This is a genomic window from Pseudomonas alkylphenolica (assembly GCF_004025535.1).
GTDB classification, from domain to species: Bacteria; Pseudomonadota; Gammaproteobacteria; order Pseudomonadales; family Pseudomonadaceae; genus Aquipseudomonas; species Aquipseudomonas alkylphenolica_A.
The window spans coordinates 253,054-268,049 of record NZ_QJRG01000039.1; the positions used below are offsets into that span (position 1 = coordinate 253,054).

The following is a 14,996-nucleotide window of genomic DNA, read 5'->3' on the forward strand; positions in this document are numbered from 1 at the left end:
CAGCGTATGCATTGCGTTCTGCGGTTGTTTGAGCCGATTGTGCTTACTATTCGGCTCACTGTCTAACGGCAGAACAGCGTGCCCTCAACGCTCCATGACATAGGTACCAGGTGCAGGGCACAGGGGCGGGTACTTGCGTGAGCCAAGCTTCTTCGGCGCTGGCTGGCTGTCGCCCGAGCGCTCGCCGATCCATTCGCGCCAATGCAGCCACCAACTGCCTTGCTGGCGCTCCCCTGCGTTCTGCAGCCAGTCTTCCGGGGTCTCGGCAGCGGCCGGTGCGGCGTAGTAGAACGACTTGGGGTTGCCCGGCGGGTTCACCAGGCTCTGCAGGTGGCCGGCGTTGGACAGCACGTAGGTGGTGTCTTCGCCAAACAGCCTGGCCGTGCCGTAGCAACCCTGCCAGGGGGTGATGTGGTCGGTGGTGCCGCCAACCACATAGGCACCGACCTGCACCTGAGTCATGTCGATCGACTCGCCGGCAATCTCCAGGGTGCCCGGGTTGCTGTAGGGGTTCTGCTGGATCAGGTCGAGGTAGTCCGCGTGCAGTTGCGCGGGCAGGCGCGTGGTGTCGTTGTTCCAGGCCAGGATGTCGAAGGCCGGCGGCTTGTTGCCCAGCAGGTAGTTGTTGACCCAGTAGTTCCAGATCAGGTCGTTGGGCCGCATCCAGGCGAACATGCTGGCCATGCCCTGGCCGCTCAGCACCCCCTTGCGCCGGGAGCTGGCCTTGGCTGCGCGCAGGGCGGACGGGGTGGTGAACAGCCCCAGGGTGGTGTCGTCCAGCGCCGAGGGCATGTCGAGCACGCACACAGCCCAGCTGGTGTTGGCTACCTTGTGGCCTTCGCCACGGGCTGCCAGCCAGCCCAGGTAGGCGGCCAGGGTGATACCGCCCGAGCAGGATCCCCACATGTTCACATCCGGGCTGCCGGTGACCTTGCATGCCACGTCCACGGCCTGGTCGAGGCACAGCGCGTATTCGGACAAGCCCCAGTCGCGGTGTTCGCGGGTAGGGTTGCGCCAGCTGATGACGAAGAGGTTCACGCCGCTGTCCTGAATCCACTTGATCAGGCTCTTTTCCGGTGCGAGGTCGATGGCGTAGTACTTGTTGATCTGCGGCGGCGACATCACCAAGGGGCGGGCATAGACATTGGCGGTGGTGGGCGCGAACTGCAGCAGCTCGAACATCTCGTTGCGAAACACCACTTCGCCCTTGGCCGTGGCGATGTTTTCGCCCACCTTGAACGGCGTGCTGTCGACTTGCTGCGGCAGCCCGCGGTTGTGCAGCATGTCCTGGCCGAATTGACGAGCGCCCCTGGCCAGGCTCATGCCGCCGGTGTCCACCAGCTTGCGCAGCGCCGCCGGGTTGGTCAGCGGCGAGTTGCTCGGTGCCAGTGCATCGGCCAGCAGCGCCGCCACGAACCGGGCGCGGCTTTTTTCCATCGGCGCAAGGTCGGTGTAATCGATGAAGCGAGTCAGTTCACTTTGACCGGCCAGGTAGCTCTGCAGCAGCGCGCGCAGGAAGGCGTTGGATTGCCAGGCCGGATCGGCAAAGCGCTTGTCCTTTGGGTCCGGGGCGATGCTGGAGTTACCGCCGACGATACCGCGCAGGGCCTTCAGGTAACCACCCAGATGAGCACCCGCTTTGAGCGGCGACTTGCCCACGGCCTTGAGCAGGTAACCGGCCGAGCTGGCGAGGTCTGCCGCGCGCACGCTGACCAGCGGATTACCGGCGAGGGTCTGGTTGGCAGCGGTGCCAATCAGTTCCTGTTGCTGGGTGTCGTCCGGAAGCTTTTCACGCTTGCGGGCGCGAGGCTTTCGGCCGGTCGCCGGGGGGCGCTGGGTGGAAGTTGCGGTCTCGCTGGTGCGGGTGGATCTGCTCATGACGGCTCTCGTGTTTCCGGGCGCGGTGTTGTTGTGCTCCGACTCTAGGGCAGCAGTGGCAACGGCAACTTCGCATCGCACGTCAGCGATTTTTCACTTCATGACAGCGGATTTGCGGACCGACGAGTTGAACGGATGGCAGCGGGATAGTTACGGACGCATCCTGGTCTGTCCCCTATGTATTACCGAGTGTAATAGTCGCGCGCCTTCTTTCTATTTTTAAGTAATTCCAAGGCGGGAGTAGTATCGTCGCCACGCACTTAGGGGCGACGAGCGGTACTGGTTGTGAGCCTTTGCCCGGCCTTCGTTTCATCGGCCAGCGATCGCCGCCCCTTTCCAGAAAAATAAATACAAGAGGCCCACAATGACCTTGTCCGCACCGCTCACCCGAGAGCATTTCGAACGTCTCGATCATGATGATCCGCTTGGCGCATCGCGTGCCCGGTTTGACCTTTCGGCCGATGAGATCTATCTCGATGGAAACTCCCTGGGGGCGATGCCAGCCCATGTGCCGGCACGCATTGAGCAGGTGCTGAAGCAGGAGTGGGCGAAGGGACTGATCCGTTCCTGGAACGATGCCGACTGGTATCCGGCGCCACAGCGCACCGGCGGCAAGATTGCCCGGCTGGTCGGTGCGCAGGCCAACGAGGTGATCGTCGCCGATTCCACTTCCATCAACCTGTTCAAGGTGCTGGTGGCGGCTACTCGCATGCGCCCGGGCCGCAAGGTAATCCTCGGCGAGCGGGGCAACTTTCCTACCGACGTCTATGTCGCCTCCGGTGTGGCCGAGCTGACCGGTTGCGAGTTGCGCTGCGTTGAGCCTGACGAGGTGCTGGCGGCGCTCAATGAAGAGGTCGCGATCCTCTCCCTGACCCATGTGAACTACAAGTCCGGGCGCCGCTACGATATGGCTGCGATCACTGCCCGTGCCCACGAAGTGGGCGCCCTGGTAGTCTGGGACCTGTGTCATTCCGCCGGTGCCATGCCGATCGATCTGAACGGTGTGCAGGCCGACTTCGCTGTCGGTTGCGGCTACAAATACCTGAACGGCGGTCCCGGCGCGCCGGCCTTCGTGTATGTCGCCGAACGCCACATCCCCCATGTCCGTCAGCCGCTGACCGGCTGGCACGGGCATGCCCGGCCGTTCGATTTTACCCACGACTACGAAGCGCATCCGACCATCGACCGCATGCTGGTAGGCACTGCGCCGCAGCTGGGAATCCTCGCCCTGGAAGCGGCGCTGGAGATGTTCGAGGGCGTCGACATGCAGGTGCTGCGTAACAAGAGCGTGGCGCTGTGCGATCTGTTCATCAAACTCTGCGATGAGCAGCTGGTCGGCCTGGGCGTGGAGCTGCGCTCGCCGCGCGATGCCGCCGAGCGCGGCAGCCAGGTGTCGTTGGCACATGCCAATGCCTACCCGGTGATGCAGGCAGTGATTGCCCGTGGGGTGATCGGCGACTTCCGTGCCCCGGACATCCTGCGCTTTGGCTTCGCCCCGCTCTACAACAGCTACGTGAACGTCTGGGACAGCGTCCAGGCGCTGCGCTCGGTTCTCGAAAGCGGCGAATGGAACGCTCCGGAGTTCATCGCCAGGAAATCGGTGACCTGATCCCTTCTTGACCAGACCTGAGCACTCGAACATGACAAAAATAACAAGCTCTTTCGATAACCTGGTCCAGCGCGAGCAGGGCCTGAAACAAAGCCTGAGCAGCGGCCAGCTGTCGATGATCGCCATCGGCGGTGCAATCGGCACCGGGCTGTTCCTCGGCAGCGGCTTTGCCATCGGCTTCGCTGGCCCCAGCGTGCTGCTGAGTTACGCCGTCGGTGCGGTGATCGCGCTGCTGCTTATGGGCTGCCTGGCGGAAATGACCGTGCGCCACCCGACCTCGGGTTCCTTCGGCTCCTTCGCCGAGTTCTACGTGGCGCCCTGGTTCGGCTTCCTGATCCGCTATGCCTACTGGGCGTCGATCGTCTTCGCAGTGGGCACCGAGATCACTGCGGCGGCCATGTACATGAAGTACTGGTTCCCGGACGTGCCGGGCGGTTACTGGATGCTCAGCTTCTCGGCGGCGCTGGTGCTGGCCAACGTGCTCAGCGTCAAGGTATTCGGCGCCATCGAGTACCTGTTCTCGTTGCTCAAGCTATGCGCCATCGTCGCTTTCATCCTGCTCGGGGCCTGGGTGGTGTATGGCGCGCCAGCGGACTCGGGCATCGGCTTCGCCAACTACACCAGCGACCGCGGCTTTTTCCCCAACGGCTACTGGGGCACCTGGGTAGCGGTCATCGTGGCGTTCTTCAGCTACCTCAGCATCGAGATGATCGCAGTGGCGGCGGGCGAGGCCAAGGACCCCAAACGTGCGGTCACCCGCGCCTTCCGAATCACGATGGTGCGCCTGGTGGTGTTCTACCTGCTGACCCTCGCGCTGGTACTGGCGATCCTGCCCTGGGGGCAGAACAACGGTGGCCAGAGCCCGTTTGTCCTGGTCATGCACGCGACCGGCGTACCTTATGCCGGAGCGGTGTTCAACGCGGTGGTCCTGATCGCGGCGCTGTCGGCGATGAACAGCCAGCTGTACATCACCTCGCGGTTGATGTTCAGCCTGGCGCGTGCCGGCCAGGCACCGGCGCTTTTCGGCCGGGTGAGCCGTCGTGGCGTGCCGCTGCCGGCCCTGCTGCTGTCGTCGGTGGGGATCGGTCTGGGATGCCTGCTGTACCTCGCTTACCCGAAGGACGCGTTCACCCTGATGATGTCGATCGCCATGTTCGGGGCCATGTTCACGTGGGCCGGGATCTTCCTCACCCACCTGTTCTTTCGCCGCTGCCACGACGCCAAGTCCCTGGAGTTCCGCCTGTGGGGCTACCCCTGGACCAGCCTGGCCGGACTGCTGCTGATGCTGGCGGTGATGCTGACCACGCTGTTCACCGAGGAGTTCGCCTTGACGCTGGTCTGCGGGGTGCCCTTCCTGCTGCTGATGGGGCTGATCTACGCGCTGCGTTATCGCAAATCCCGTGCTGTCGACGGTGAGGTGCCCAGCCCGCTGCCGATCCGGCGCTGAGTCCAACGGCCCGATCTGGTGATCGGGCCGCCCATTCCCTGAAGAACAAGTTCCCGGGCGCTGTGGCGCCTGACGGGTTCGGCTTGCCCGCCCCTTTTGAGCACTCAGTCGTACGAGGATGTTATGCGCGTGTTCCGATCAACCCTGCTCCTGAGTCCTTGCCTGCTGGCGGTGCCGGCCTTTGCGGCAGCAGTGTCTGCCGAAGGCTGGAGCAGTGTTGTCGAGGACAGCCACCTCAGGCTGTTGCTACGCAACTCGTACTTCAACCGCAGCAAAGAAGAGGGTCGCCCCGACCAGCGTGACTGGACCCAGGGCATCAACCTGGATTTTGCCTCCGGTTTCACTCCCGGCACCCTTGGGCTCGGCCTGGATGCATTCGTCTATCAAGGTCTGAAACTGGATGCCTCGGCAGGTAAAACCGGCACCCGAAACCTGCCGGTGCACGATAATGGCGAGCCCGCCGACGAGTACGGCAAAGGTGGTGCGGCACTCAAGCTGCGGCTGTCGAAGACCGAGCTCAAGGTTGGCGAGCAGCGTCCGGATACCCCGGTGTTCGGTGTCAGCCACTTCCGCATCGTGCCGCAGACCGCCACCGGTCTGTCCCTGCGCAGCCGCGAGCGTGACGATCTGGATCTTCAGGCTGGCCATTTCACCTCGGCCACCAGCCCGGTGACCACCAACGCCGACGGTGACCTCTGGGCGGTCATGGCCGAAGTCACCACGCCGAGTGCGAGCTATGTAGGTGGCACGTGGCAGTGGGCGCCGGGGCATTCCCTGGCGCTCTACGGCTCGAAATTCGAAGACCTCTGGTACCAGGGCTACGCCAACCTCGACTCGCGCTTCCCGCTCGGCGAGGCGCGCGAAGTGGGGCTGAACCTGACGCTGTACCGTACCAGCGAAACCGGCGCCGCACGCGCCGGCGAGATCGACAACCTGACCCTGGGTGCCTCGAGCTACTTGCGCCAGGGCAATCATCGTTTCCTGCTCGGGCTACAGAAGGTTCGCGGCGATACGCCCTTCGATTACCTGGGGGTGGGCGACAACGATCGCAATGGGCGTAACGGTAACGACCAGGGCGCCTCGATCTGGCTACCGAATTCGGCCCAGTTCTCCGACTTCAACGGGCCCCACGAGCGCTCCTGGCAGGTCCGCTACGACTACGCGTTCGCCGGCTGGGGCCTGCCCGGCGCCTCGATGATGGTGCGCTACGTCCAGGGCGACCAGATCGATGGCCGCGCGATTGCGCAAGGCAGTCCCTACGCCGGTCGCTATGGCAATGACGGCTCGCACCAGGAAACCAATGTGGAGCTTCGCTACGTGCTGAGCACCGGCCCGGCCAAAGGGCTGAGCGTGCGCCTGCGCCAGGCCTGGCATCGTGCCGATGCCGGGCAGGGCTCAGGCGACCTCGACGACTTTCGGCTAATCACCGATTACCCACTGGAGATTTTCTAGCACCGATCGTGAGGCGGCCCGTTCGTGGGCAACGCGCACAAGGGAGTTGGTCGGAAGGGATTCCGAAAATTGTGGAAAACAAAGAGTGCCCCAGAGGCATCACCAAACGGAGCAAATAATGAAAACAAGGCTGATCTCTGTTAAACCCACTAAACCATTAGTACGCAGCCGTCTGGCACTTTCGCTGGCGCTCGGGCTGATCGCCAGTGCAAGCCTGCATGCCGAAGAGCATGCGCCTGTGAACATCACCGATCCCATCGTCAAGCGTCTGACCGAACTGGGCCCGGAGCGTATTCCGCCGGCACCGGCACCCGGCAGCTATGGCATGGACAAGGCCACTGGCAAATTCATCTGGCCGGTAGCCACGCCCTTCTCCCATGAAGGCAAGCCATTCCCCGGCGAGCTGGATCACTGGGATACCAAGAGCTACATCAAGAACATGAAAGTGGAGGCTTACTACCCGATCGCGGTCGAGCCCTTCCACACGTGGCAGAACATTGTCGACTTCGACGGCAAGCGCTACCTCTACCAGTACGTGCGCCGCGACATGAAGATCTTTGATATCACCAATCCCAAGGACGTTAAGGTCGTGCTGTCCAAGGGCGCACCCTGGGGGCCGGAAGGTCCGGGCAAGGAGGTCAACCCCTACCCGGCAGACGACTACTTCGGCGCCGCGTCGATCCAGTGGAACAAGAAGCTCGGCAAGAACATCATGGTGCAGTCTTTCGAGATCCGCCGTTTCGGCGTCCTGAGCGACAAATATCGCGAGCCGGACAAGGTTGAAGCCATCCGCAAATCCAAGCACCTCAAAGGCTTCAAGGTCTACGAGATGAATGGCCCGCTGCCCCAGGACTGGAAGCTGATCGCCACTCGCACCACCGACATTGAGCATCCGGATGCGCCGATCGGCGAGCAACAAGGCTCCGGAGCACGCGATATTCCCGCCTATTTCGGCGGCGACGTGATGTACGTGGGGGCCGCACCCAGCGACAACTACGCACTCACTGAATACCCCAACGATCTGTACAACTCCGGCTATCAGTCCTGGGACATGTCCGACCCGAGCAACCCCAAGCTGCTCGATGTATTGACCGTCCCCGGCCAGATCATCGGCGATCCTGAGCACGAGGCTGCGTTCAAGGCCAACCCGCGCTCCGGCAACCGTGCGTCGTGGATGGGGTCGCGTGCGGCGCTGTTCATTCCTAAACCGGTCGAGCAGGGCGGCAAGTACGGTTATGCGGCCATGGGTGGCATGGGCCTGTACGTGGTCGACATCACCGATTCGGCAAACCTCAAGGTGGTTGGCCATCTCGAATTCCCGGTCAGTGTGGCCGGTACCGAAGGCGACGCCATCGATGTGAGCCAGGTGGAGAAGACCGGGCTTATCTACTTCAGCGGCTACCCGCTGACCGAGGATTGCTACGAGGCAGAGAAGCCTATTTACGCCGTGGATGTGAGCGACCCGACCAAGCCGGTCATCAAACACAAGTTGCCGCTGCCGACGCCGCCAGCCGACGCCGGGTTCACTGACTACTGCCAGCGCAAGGGCAGCTTTGGTCCGAAGCGCACTGGCTACTACACCCAGCCCGGGATTTCGCGTGACGGCATTCTGCCGTTCGCTTACTACAACGCCGGTGTGCAGGTGTTCGATGTGCGTAACCCGGACAAACCGACCATCGGTGCCTACTTCGTGCCGCCGTACGACACCAAGAACGTAGTGAGCTGGGCCATGGGCAACCTCACCCATGGCACCTACACCGAGTATGACCGCAACCTGATCTGGGTCTTCACCAACCACGGCTTCTATGCGCTGTCGACTCCATTGCTGGGTGAGCCGAGCTTCACGGCACCGACGAAGACGTGGCCGCCTCGGGACTGATCCAGCCCCGCAAGAACAGTAATACCTAATAAGAAATCAGGCCGCGACAGCAGGGGAGTGCTGTCGCGAGCCTCTACTTGTTCTATCGGAGCATCCAATGCGTAAACTTATACTCGCTCTGCCGCTGGTGAGTGGCTACGCCTGCGCGGACATCGCTGACCTTCAGGACGTTTCGGGCATAGACGTTATCGACCTTTCCGGGGTCATCGACGTCAACTATGAGGTGGCCAAGTCTGGCGGTCACACCGAGGAACGTGCCAACGGGGGTGGCTTGAGCGCGAACCGTCTGCAACTGCATATGCAGGAAGCGGTCACCGACGACCTGTCGCTGAACTGGATCTATCAGGCCCAGTACAACCCGCATTCTGATGACGACATCGGCAAGCGCGAGACCTACTTCGAGGTCATTTCCAAGAACTGGGGAACGCTGAGTGCGGGCCGTCGGGATACCCCGTCCGCCAACGCATATGGCTATGCCGACCCGCTGTACAACAACGATTACAGTCTGATCAGCAACGTGATGGTGTTCTACGCGCCGTGGCGTGAAGACGGCCTGCTGATGTACATCAGCCCGCGAATGAATGGTTTCGAGTTCCGCGGTGGCGTCAGCGAAGGTGAGGACGATGGCAGCCGCGATGGGCAGGTCATCAGCGTCGCGGTGGATCGCTGGACCGACAGCCCCTGGTATTTCTCGGCTGCCGTGGACCGCAAGTACCAGCGCAACCTCTGGGACAAACACACCATGGAGCAGTCCACCGACGCTTACCTGACCGTGGTGTACAGCATGGGCAAGACAGATCTTTCGGCGGTTTACCACCGCTACGTAGGCTATTACGCCTACGCCCCCTGGGTGGATTTTGCCTCCAATGGCAACGACCTGCAGCTCGGCATGCGCCACAACTTCGGTAATAAGCACAATGCCACGGTCAGCTTCATCTACAAGGACGACCGCAAGGATGAAGCGCTGAGTGATGCCGCTGCGATCAGCCTCGGTTACATCTACAACTACGACAAAAACATCGATCTTTACGGGGTTTACGCTTACATCCATCACACCCGTGACAGCGAGGTCCGCTATCCGGTCAGCTGGAGCCTGGACAGCCCGCTGCCGAACGAGAATCCGCAAGGCATGCAGCTCGGCGTGCGCATCAAGTTTTAAAGCCCTGCCTCCCCGGTAAGCGCCGGGGAGGTGCCTTTTTCCGGGCTGGGCGGCCGCACGAGCGTCCAGCCTTCTGACCGGAAGCCTCCCATGACCCGCTCCTTCGGCTTTGGCAGCAAGCTGCTGCTGGCCACCTCACTGCTGGTGATCGCCAGTTTCAGTGCATTCACCCTTTACAACGATTCACGCCTGCAACGCGCACTCGGTGGCACTCTGCAGAGCCAAGTGCAAAATGCCGCCTGGCAGGCCGCCAACACCGTGCAGCACTGGCTGGGCGGGCGCCAGGCTCTGATCGAGCAAGCCGCGCAGGGCATTGTTCAACAAGGCGTCGAGCAGGATGCCAGCAAGAACCTGGCCTTGCAGGTAATCCGCGACAGTTTCGCCTATGCCTATCTCGGGCGCGCCGATGGCACGTTCCAGATGTCGACGGATGATCCTCCTCCCGAGGGTTACGACCCGCGTCTGCGCCCCTGGTATCAGGTGGCTCGGGATAGCCAGGGCACGGTTGTCACCGAGCCTTATCGGGATGCAACTGACAGCCAGCTGATGCTGACCATCGCCGTGCCGGTCTGGCAACAAAAGCAACTGCAGGGTGTGGTGGCTGGCGACCTGAGCCTGGGCACCCTGGTGAAAATCATTAACGCCCTGGATTTCGACGGCATCGGCTACGCCTTCCTGGTCAGCGCCGATGGCAAGGTGCTGGTGCACCCGGAGCAGGACAAGGTGATGAAGAACCTTCGTGACCTTTATCCGCAAGATGCCCTGTCACCGAACGCCGACTTCAGCGAAGTCGAGTCCGCCGAAGGCACGCGCATTCTGACCTTCGCACCGGTACGCGGCTTGCCGACGGTGGACTGGTACGTGGGTATCTCGATGGACAAGGACAAGGCCTACGCCATGCTCAGTGAGTTCCGCACCTCGGCGCTGTTTGCCACACTGGTTGCCGTGGTCTGCATCATCCTCTTGCTGAGTATGCTGATCCGCGTGCTGATGCGGCCGCTGCACACTATGCGCCGCGCCATGCAGGACATCGCCCAGGGCGAAGGCGACCTCACCAAGCGCCTGACGATGCAGGCCAGGGATGAATTTGGCGAGCTGGCCGAGGCCTTCAATCGTTTTGTCGAGCGTATCCACGGCTCGATTCGCGAGGTGTCCTCGGCAACCCGCCAGCTTAACGACGTGGCCAAGCTGGTGGTCGATACCTCCAACGCGTCGATGGTCAATTCCGCCAAGCAGGCCAATCGCACCAGCAACGTCGCCGCGGCGATCAACGAACTGGTTGCCGCGGCCCAGGAAATCGCCCGCAACGCTGCCGACGCCTCGTATCAGGCCTCGGACGCCCGCCATCAGGCCGAAGACGGCCGGCAGGTGGTTGAACGCACCCTTGCCGCGATGAACGAACTGTCGGCGAAAATCAGCACCTCCTGCGCCAACATCGAGCAGCTCAACAGCAAGACGGAAAACATCGGCCAGATCCTTGAGGTGATCAAAGGGATTTCTGAACAGACCAACCTGCTGGCCCTCAATGCCGCCATCGAAGCCGCCCGCGCCGGCGAGGCCGGTCGTGGTTTCGCCGTCGTCGCTGATGAGGTGCGCGGCCTGGCGCAACGCACCCGGCAGTCGGCGCAAGAGATTCACTCGATGATCAATACCCTGCAAGCCGGTGCGGGCGAGGCGGTGGCCACCATGGTCGAGAGCCAGCGCTACAGCGAGCAGAGTGTGGAAATCGGCAACAAGGCTGGAGAGCGCCTGGCCAATGTGACCCGGCACATCGTCGAGATCGATGCCATGAACCAGTCGGTAGCCACCGCCACCGAGGAGCAGACTGCCGTGGTCGATTCGTTGAACCTGGACATCAGCGAAATCACCAGCCTCAACCTGGATGGTGTGGAAAATCTACGTACCACCCTGGGTGCCTGCGCCGATCTTGAGCGCCAAGCCAGGCGCCTGCAGCAACTGGTAGGCAGTTTCCGAGTCTGAGGCCGCGCATAAAAAAAGCCCATATCCGATCGTGGATATGGGCCCAATGGCCAAGTGGCCTAACCAAAGTAGATCAGAGAGTGAAAAACTCTCGGGCGTTGCCGGCGACAATGCGCTGCTTGTCGCTATCAGACAGTGCCGGGTGCTCCAGCACGCCTGCGCCGATTTGCTGCTCTCCCAGTGGAAACGGCGCATCAGAGCCGAGCATCACGCGATCAGCCCCCATCACATCCACCAGCAGCTTGAGCGAGCCCGGGTCGAACACGGCGGAGTCGACGTAGAAACGCTTGACGTAGCTGGAGGGCAGGTTGGGGCAGTCCTCGCGAACGATGTCACGGTGGCGCCAGGCGTTGTCGACACGCCCAAGCAGGAAGGCGAAGCCGCCGCCGCCATGGGCAAAGCACAGGCGCAGGGACTTGGGCAGGGTTTCGAAGGCGCCGGAGAGAATCAGCGAGAGGATGCCGAGCTGGGTTTCCGCCGGCATGGCGACCAGCCAGGGCAGCATCCATTTCTTCATGCGGTCGTGGCCCATCATGTCCCATGGGTGGACCAGCAGCGGGATGCCTTCGTTGGCGCAATGGTGCAGGAAGGTCACCAGACCATCGTGGTCCAGGTCATTGTTACCGACATGGTTGCCGATCTGCACACCGATGTGACCGCAGGCCTTGGCGCGGCTGGCTTCGCGGCAGGCCGCGTCGATGTCCTGCAGCGGAACCTGGGCCAGCACCTTGAGGCGGTCCGGGGCATGGGCAGCCATTTCCACCGCGCGGTCGTTCATCAGTTGCGCCCAGGGGAGGGCGCGTTCAATGGGCTGGTCGTAGCCGAACATAACGGGCGTAGCGCACATGACCTGGACATCCAGGCCCTGCTCGTCCAGGTGCTCGAGGCGGCGCACCGGGTCCCAGAGTACGTCGTGCACCGGGCGAAACGGCTTGTCGCCAAGCATGATCTGGCCCTGACGGCCGTCAGTGTGCAGCCAGGGGGCACGTTCGGGGCTCAGGCGAGCCGCTTCGCTCTGGCTGATTTTTGGGAAAAAATGGGAGTGGATGTCTATTTTCATACCGGGTGGAACTCACTCAGGGTCTGGTGCCAGGTCTGCCAGTCACGGCCGGGATGGATGTCACCGCACTCGGTGCAGCGACGCTCTTCGTCGCTGGTGGCGTAGAAGCGCTCGTACACCGGTGGCAGGTCGGCAACGATGCTTTCCAGCTGCATCGTGTAGCGCAGGATCACTGTGCCGCAGCGCGCGCATGACCATTGCAGGGCGTCGTGCAGGCCCGCCGGGCGCTGGCGTTCGATGACCAGGCAAAGGCTGCCGGCTTCCGGGCGCTGCGGTGAGTGGATGACGTGTGGCGCCATCAGATAGATATCGCCTTCCTTCAGGTCCACGCGCTCATAACGGCCGCGGTCCCATATGTTCAGGTAGGCGTTGCCCTTGAACTGGTAGAAGAACTCTTCCACCGGGTCGTCGTGGAAGTCGGTGCGCTGGTTTGGGCCGCCGACCACGGTGACCATGAAGTCGCTGTCCTGCCAGACCTGCTGGTTACCCACCGGTGGCTTGAGCAGATGGGCGTGGTCTTCGATCCAGCGATTGAAGTTGAGCGGCGGGCTGAAGCGGTGCTTGTCCATTATTATTCTCTCAGCGTGTGCGGGGCGCGTAGGCGATGGCCTTGATCTCGATGCGCAGGTGCGGGTGCGGCAGTTGGTGTACGGCGACCGTGGTGCGGGTCGGCCCGGTTTCGTCGAAGTACTCGGCATAGACCTGGTTGTAGCCGCCGAAGTCGTTGATATCGACCAGGAAGGTACTGATCTCCACCAGGTCGGCGAGGCTGGCGTTCTCGCTGGCGAGAATGTCGCGGATGTTCTCGATCACCGCGCGGGTTTGCGCGCGGATGTCCAGGTTGGTGGTGCCCATTTCATCCACTTCGACGCCGACGAAGCTGTTGTCCGGGCGGCGCGAGCTGGTGCCTGAAACGTACAGAAAGTCACCGGCGCGCTTGATGTGAGGGAAGCGGCCGCGGGGCTTGGCCTTGCCGGCGACGACGGTTGCGCGGTTGTCACTCATGATGCTTTTCCTTTTTGGGTTCGGGTCAGGAGCGCACGCTGAAGCTGCTTTCGCCCAAGCCCTGAATTTCGACGCTGACATGCACGCCCGGGCGCAGCGCTTCGGCGGCGGTAGCGGCACCGGCCATCACCAGGCTGCCGGCTGGCAGCACCCGTTCGGCGTCATGCAGCAGGCGCGAGGCTTGCACCAGGCTACGCAGTGGCTGGCCGAGAATCGCGGCGGTAGAACCAACCTGTACCGCACGGCCGTCCAGGCGCATCACCACGCCAGCATTGGTCAACGCGGAGAAATCTCGCGACCAGGGGCCGACAGTCAAGCCGGAGGAGGAGCAGTTGTCCGCCACCACATCCTCCAGGCTGAACTTGAAGGCCTGGTAGCGCGAGTCGATGATTTCCAGTGCTGGCGCCACTGCCTCCACGTAGTCCGCTGCTTCCAGCAGGGTCAGTGGGCGGTCGATGTCCCGGCGTGTCAGGAAACAGACCTCCGGCTCGACGCGTGGGTGGATGTAGCGCGCCAGGTCGACCAGGCCGCCGTCCTCTTCCAGCATGGCATCGGTGAGCCAGCCCCAGATCAGGCTGTCAACGCCCATCTGGATCATCTTGGCGCGGCTGGTGAAACCCAGCTTGATGCCAATGCAGCGTTCGCCGTCGTCGTAGCGGCGCTGCATGGCAGCGCGCTGGATACGGTAGGCGTCGTCCAGCGAGAAGGGGGATTCGACGCTGAATTGGGCCAGCGGCCGGGCATGCCGTGCCGCCTGGTCGAGTGCGGTGGCAATGCGGGTGATGTCGGTACTCATGGGCGGTTCTCCGGGCGCTGGGCCAACAGGTCGAGGGCGACGTCGACGATCATGTCTTCCTGGCCGCCGACCATGCGGCGCTTGCCCAGTTCGACAAGGATATCGAGGGTCTTCAGGCCGTACTTGGCGGCGGCCACTTCGGCGTGCCGCAGGAAGCTGGAATAGACGCCGGCATATCCGAGGCCGAGGGTTTCGCGGTCGACCCGTACCGGGCGGTCCTGCAGCGGACGGACGATGTCATCGGCCGCATCCATCAGGGTGTAGAGGTCGGTGCCGTGGTTCCAGCCCATGCGCTCGGCAGCGGCGATAAACACCTCCAGTGGCGCGTTACCGGCGCCGGCGCCCATGCCGGCGAGGCTGGCGTCAATGCGATCGCAGCCTTCTTCTACCGCAACGATGGAGTTGGCCACGCCGAGGGACAGGTTGTGGTGGGCGTGCATGCCCACCTGGGTTTCCGGCTTGAGCACCGCCTTGAACGCGCGCATGCGGTCGCGGATGTCCTGCATGTTCATCGCACCGCCGGAGTCGGCCATGTAGATGCAGGTGGCGCCGTAGCTTTCCATCAACTTGCCCTGGGCGGCCAACTGCTCGGCCGGGATCATGTGGCTCATCATCAAAAAGCCGACGGTGTCCATGCCCAGCTCGCGGGCGTACTCGATGTGCTGCTTCGACACGTCGGCTTCGGTGCAGTGCGTGGCCACGCGCACTACCCGCGCGCCGGCGTTGTAGGC

At 62.8% G+C, this 14,996-nt stretch carries 12 protein-coding genes; 6 read left to right on the forward strand and 6 right to left on the reverse strand.

Translation table 11 applies throughout. From position 1 onward, the window contains the following. Positions 1 to 84: 84 nt before the first annotated feature. Complete coding sequence (locus tag DM813_RS10885; RefSeq protein ID WP_128323403.1) at positions 85 to 1,878, reverse strand: alpha/beta fold hydrolase; 1,794 nt, start codon at positions 1,876 to 1,878, stop codon at positions 85 to 87. Positions 1,879 to 2,242: 364 nt separating this feature from the next. Here DM813_RS10885 and kynU point away from each other — a divergent pair, with 364 nt between their 5' ends. From kynU to DM813_RS10915, 6 genes are all read left to right on the forward strand, one after another. Continuing rightward, positions 2,243 to 3,487, forward strand: a complete 1,245-nt coding sequence (kynU, locus tag DM813_RS10890) for a kynureninase (RefSeq protein WP_128323404.1) — start codon at positions 2,243 to 2,245, stop codon at positions 3,485 to 3,487. A 31-nt stretch (positions 3,488 to 3,518) separates the two neighbouring features. Then, the gene (locus DM813_RS10895) at positions 3,519 to 4,934 is read left to right on the forward strand and encodes an amino acid permease (RefSeq protein ID WP_128323405.1); all 1,416 of its coding nucleotides are present in this window, start codon (positions 3,519 to 3,521) and stop codon (positions 4,932 to 4,934) included. Between the two features lie 123 nt (positions 4,935 to 5,057). Beyond that, positions 5,058 to 6,386, forward strand: coding sequence for an OprD family porin (locus DM813_RS10900; RefSeq protein ID WP_128323406.1), 1,329 nt, complete (start codon positions 5,058 to 5,060; stop codon positions 6,384 to 6,386). A gap of 118 nt (positions 6,387 to 6,504) precedes the next feature. Then, positions 6,505 to 8,265: a hypothetical protein gene (locus DM813_RS10905; protein WP_128323407.1), complete on the forward strand. Its 1,761-nt coding sequence runs from the start codon at positions 6,505 to 6,507 to the stop codon at positions 8,263 to 8,265. Between the two features lie 97 nt (positions 8,266 to 8,362). Beyond that, positions 8,363 to 9,424 carry a porin gene (locus DM813_RS10910; RefSeq protein ID WP_128323408.1) on the forward strand — a complete coding sequence of 354 codons (1,062 nt, stop codon included), beginning with the start codon at positions 8,363 to 8,365 and terminating at the stop codon, positions 9,422 to 9,424. A gap of 90 nt (positions 9,425 to 9,514) precedes the next feature. Then, positions 9,515 to 11,404 carry a methyl-accepting chemotaxis protein gene (locus DM813_RS10915; protein ID WP_128323409.1) on the forward strand — a complete coding sequence of 630 codons (1,890 nt, stop codon included), beginning with the start codon at positions 9,515 to 9,517 and terminating at the stop codon, positions 11,402 to 11,404. Positions 11,405 to 11,477: 73 nt separating this feature from the next. Here the strand turns inward: DM813_RS10915 and DM813_RS10920 are convergent, their stop codons facing one another. The 5 genes from DM813_RS10920 to dmpG all read right to left on the reverse strand — a co-directional run. Beyond that, positions 11,478 to 12,464 (reverse strand): amidohydrolase family protein, encoded by a 987-nt coding sequence (locus DM813_RS10920; RefSeq protein ID WP_128323410.1) that lies wholly within the window; start codon positions 12,462 to 12,464, stop codon positions 11,478 to 11,480. Next, positions 12,461 to 13,033: a 3-hydroxyanthranilate 3,4-dioxygenase gene (locus tag DM813_RS10925; protein WP_128323411.1), complete on the reverse strand. Its 573-nt coding sequence runs from the start codon at positions 13,031 to 13,033 to the stop codon at positions 12,461 to 12,463. The genes DM813_RS10920 and DM813_RS10925 overlap by 4 nt, the downstream gene beginning before the upstream one ends. Positions 13,034 to 13,043: 10 nt before the next feature. Continuing rightward, positions 13,044 to 13,469, reverse strand: a complete 426-nt coding sequence (locus DM813_RS10930; RefSeq protein WP_128323412.1) for a RidA family protein — start codon at positions 13,467 to 13,469, stop codon at positions 13,044 to 13,046. Positions 13,470 to 13,494: 25 nt separating this feature from the next. After that, the gene (locus DM813_RS10935) at positions 13,495 to 14,265 is read right to left on the reverse strand and encodes a 2-keto-4-pentenoate hydratase (protein WP_128323413.1); all 771 of its coding nucleotides are present in this window, start codon (positions 14,263 to 14,265) and stop codon (positions 13,495 to 13,497) included. Further along, positions 14,262 to 14,996: 4-hydroxy-2-oxovalerate aldolase (dmpG, locus tag DM813_RS10940; protein ID WP_128323414.1), on the reverse strand; the 735-nt coding region annotated here is incomplete at its 5' end. The genes DM813_RS10935 and dmpG, both read right to left, overlap by 4 nt.

What these genes read in the sequence shown, in the direction of transcription:
- DM813_RS10885 (WP_128323403.1), bottom strand. Translation starts at nt 1,878, where the DNA reads ATGAGCAGATCCACCCGCACCAGCGAGACCGCAACTTCCACCCAGCGC.
- kynU (WP_128323404.1), top strand. Translation starts at nt 2,243, where the DNA reads ATGACCTTGTCCGCACCGCTCACCCGAGAGCATTTCGAACGTCTCGAT.
- DM813_RS10895 (WP_128323405.1), top strand. Translation starts at nt 3,519, where the DNA reads ATGACAAAAATAACAAGCTCTTTCGATAACCTGGTCCAGCGCGAGCAG.
- DM813_RS10900 (WP_128323406.1), top strand. Translation starts at nt 5,058, where the DNA reads ATGCGCGTGTTCCGATCAACCCTGCTCCTGAGTCCTTGCCTGCTGGCG.
- DM813_RS10905 (WP_128323407.1), top strand. Translation starts at nt 6,505, where the DNA reads ATGAAAACAAGGCTGATCTCTGTTAAACCCACTAAACCATTAGTACGC.
- DM813_RS10910 (WP_128323408.1), top strand. Translation starts at nt 8,363, where the DNA reads ATGCGTAAACTTATACTCGCTCTGCCGCTGGTGAGTGGCTACGCCTGC.
- DM813_RS10915 (WP_128323409.1), top strand. Translation starts at nt 9,515, where the DNA reads ATGACCCGCTCCTTCGGCTTTGGCAGCAAGCTGCTGCTGGCCACCTCA.
- DM813_RS10920 (WP_128323410.1), bottom strand. Translation starts at nt 12,464, where the DNA reads ATGAAAATAGACATCCACTCCCATTTTTTCCCAAAAATCAGCCAGAGC.
- DM813_RS10925 (WP_128323411.1), bottom strand. Translation starts at nt 13,033, where the DNA reads ATGGACAAGCACCGCTTCAGCCCGCCGCTCAACTTCAATCGCTGGATC.
- DM813_RS10930 (WP_128323412.1), bottom strand. Translation starts at nt 13,469, where the DNA reads ATGAGTGACAACCGCGCAACCGTCGTCGCCGGCAAGGCCAAGCCCCGC.
- DM813_RS10935 (WP_128323413.1), bottom strand. Translation starts at nt 14,265, where the DNA reads ATGAGTACCGACATCACCCGCATTGCCACCGCACTCGACCAGGCGGCA.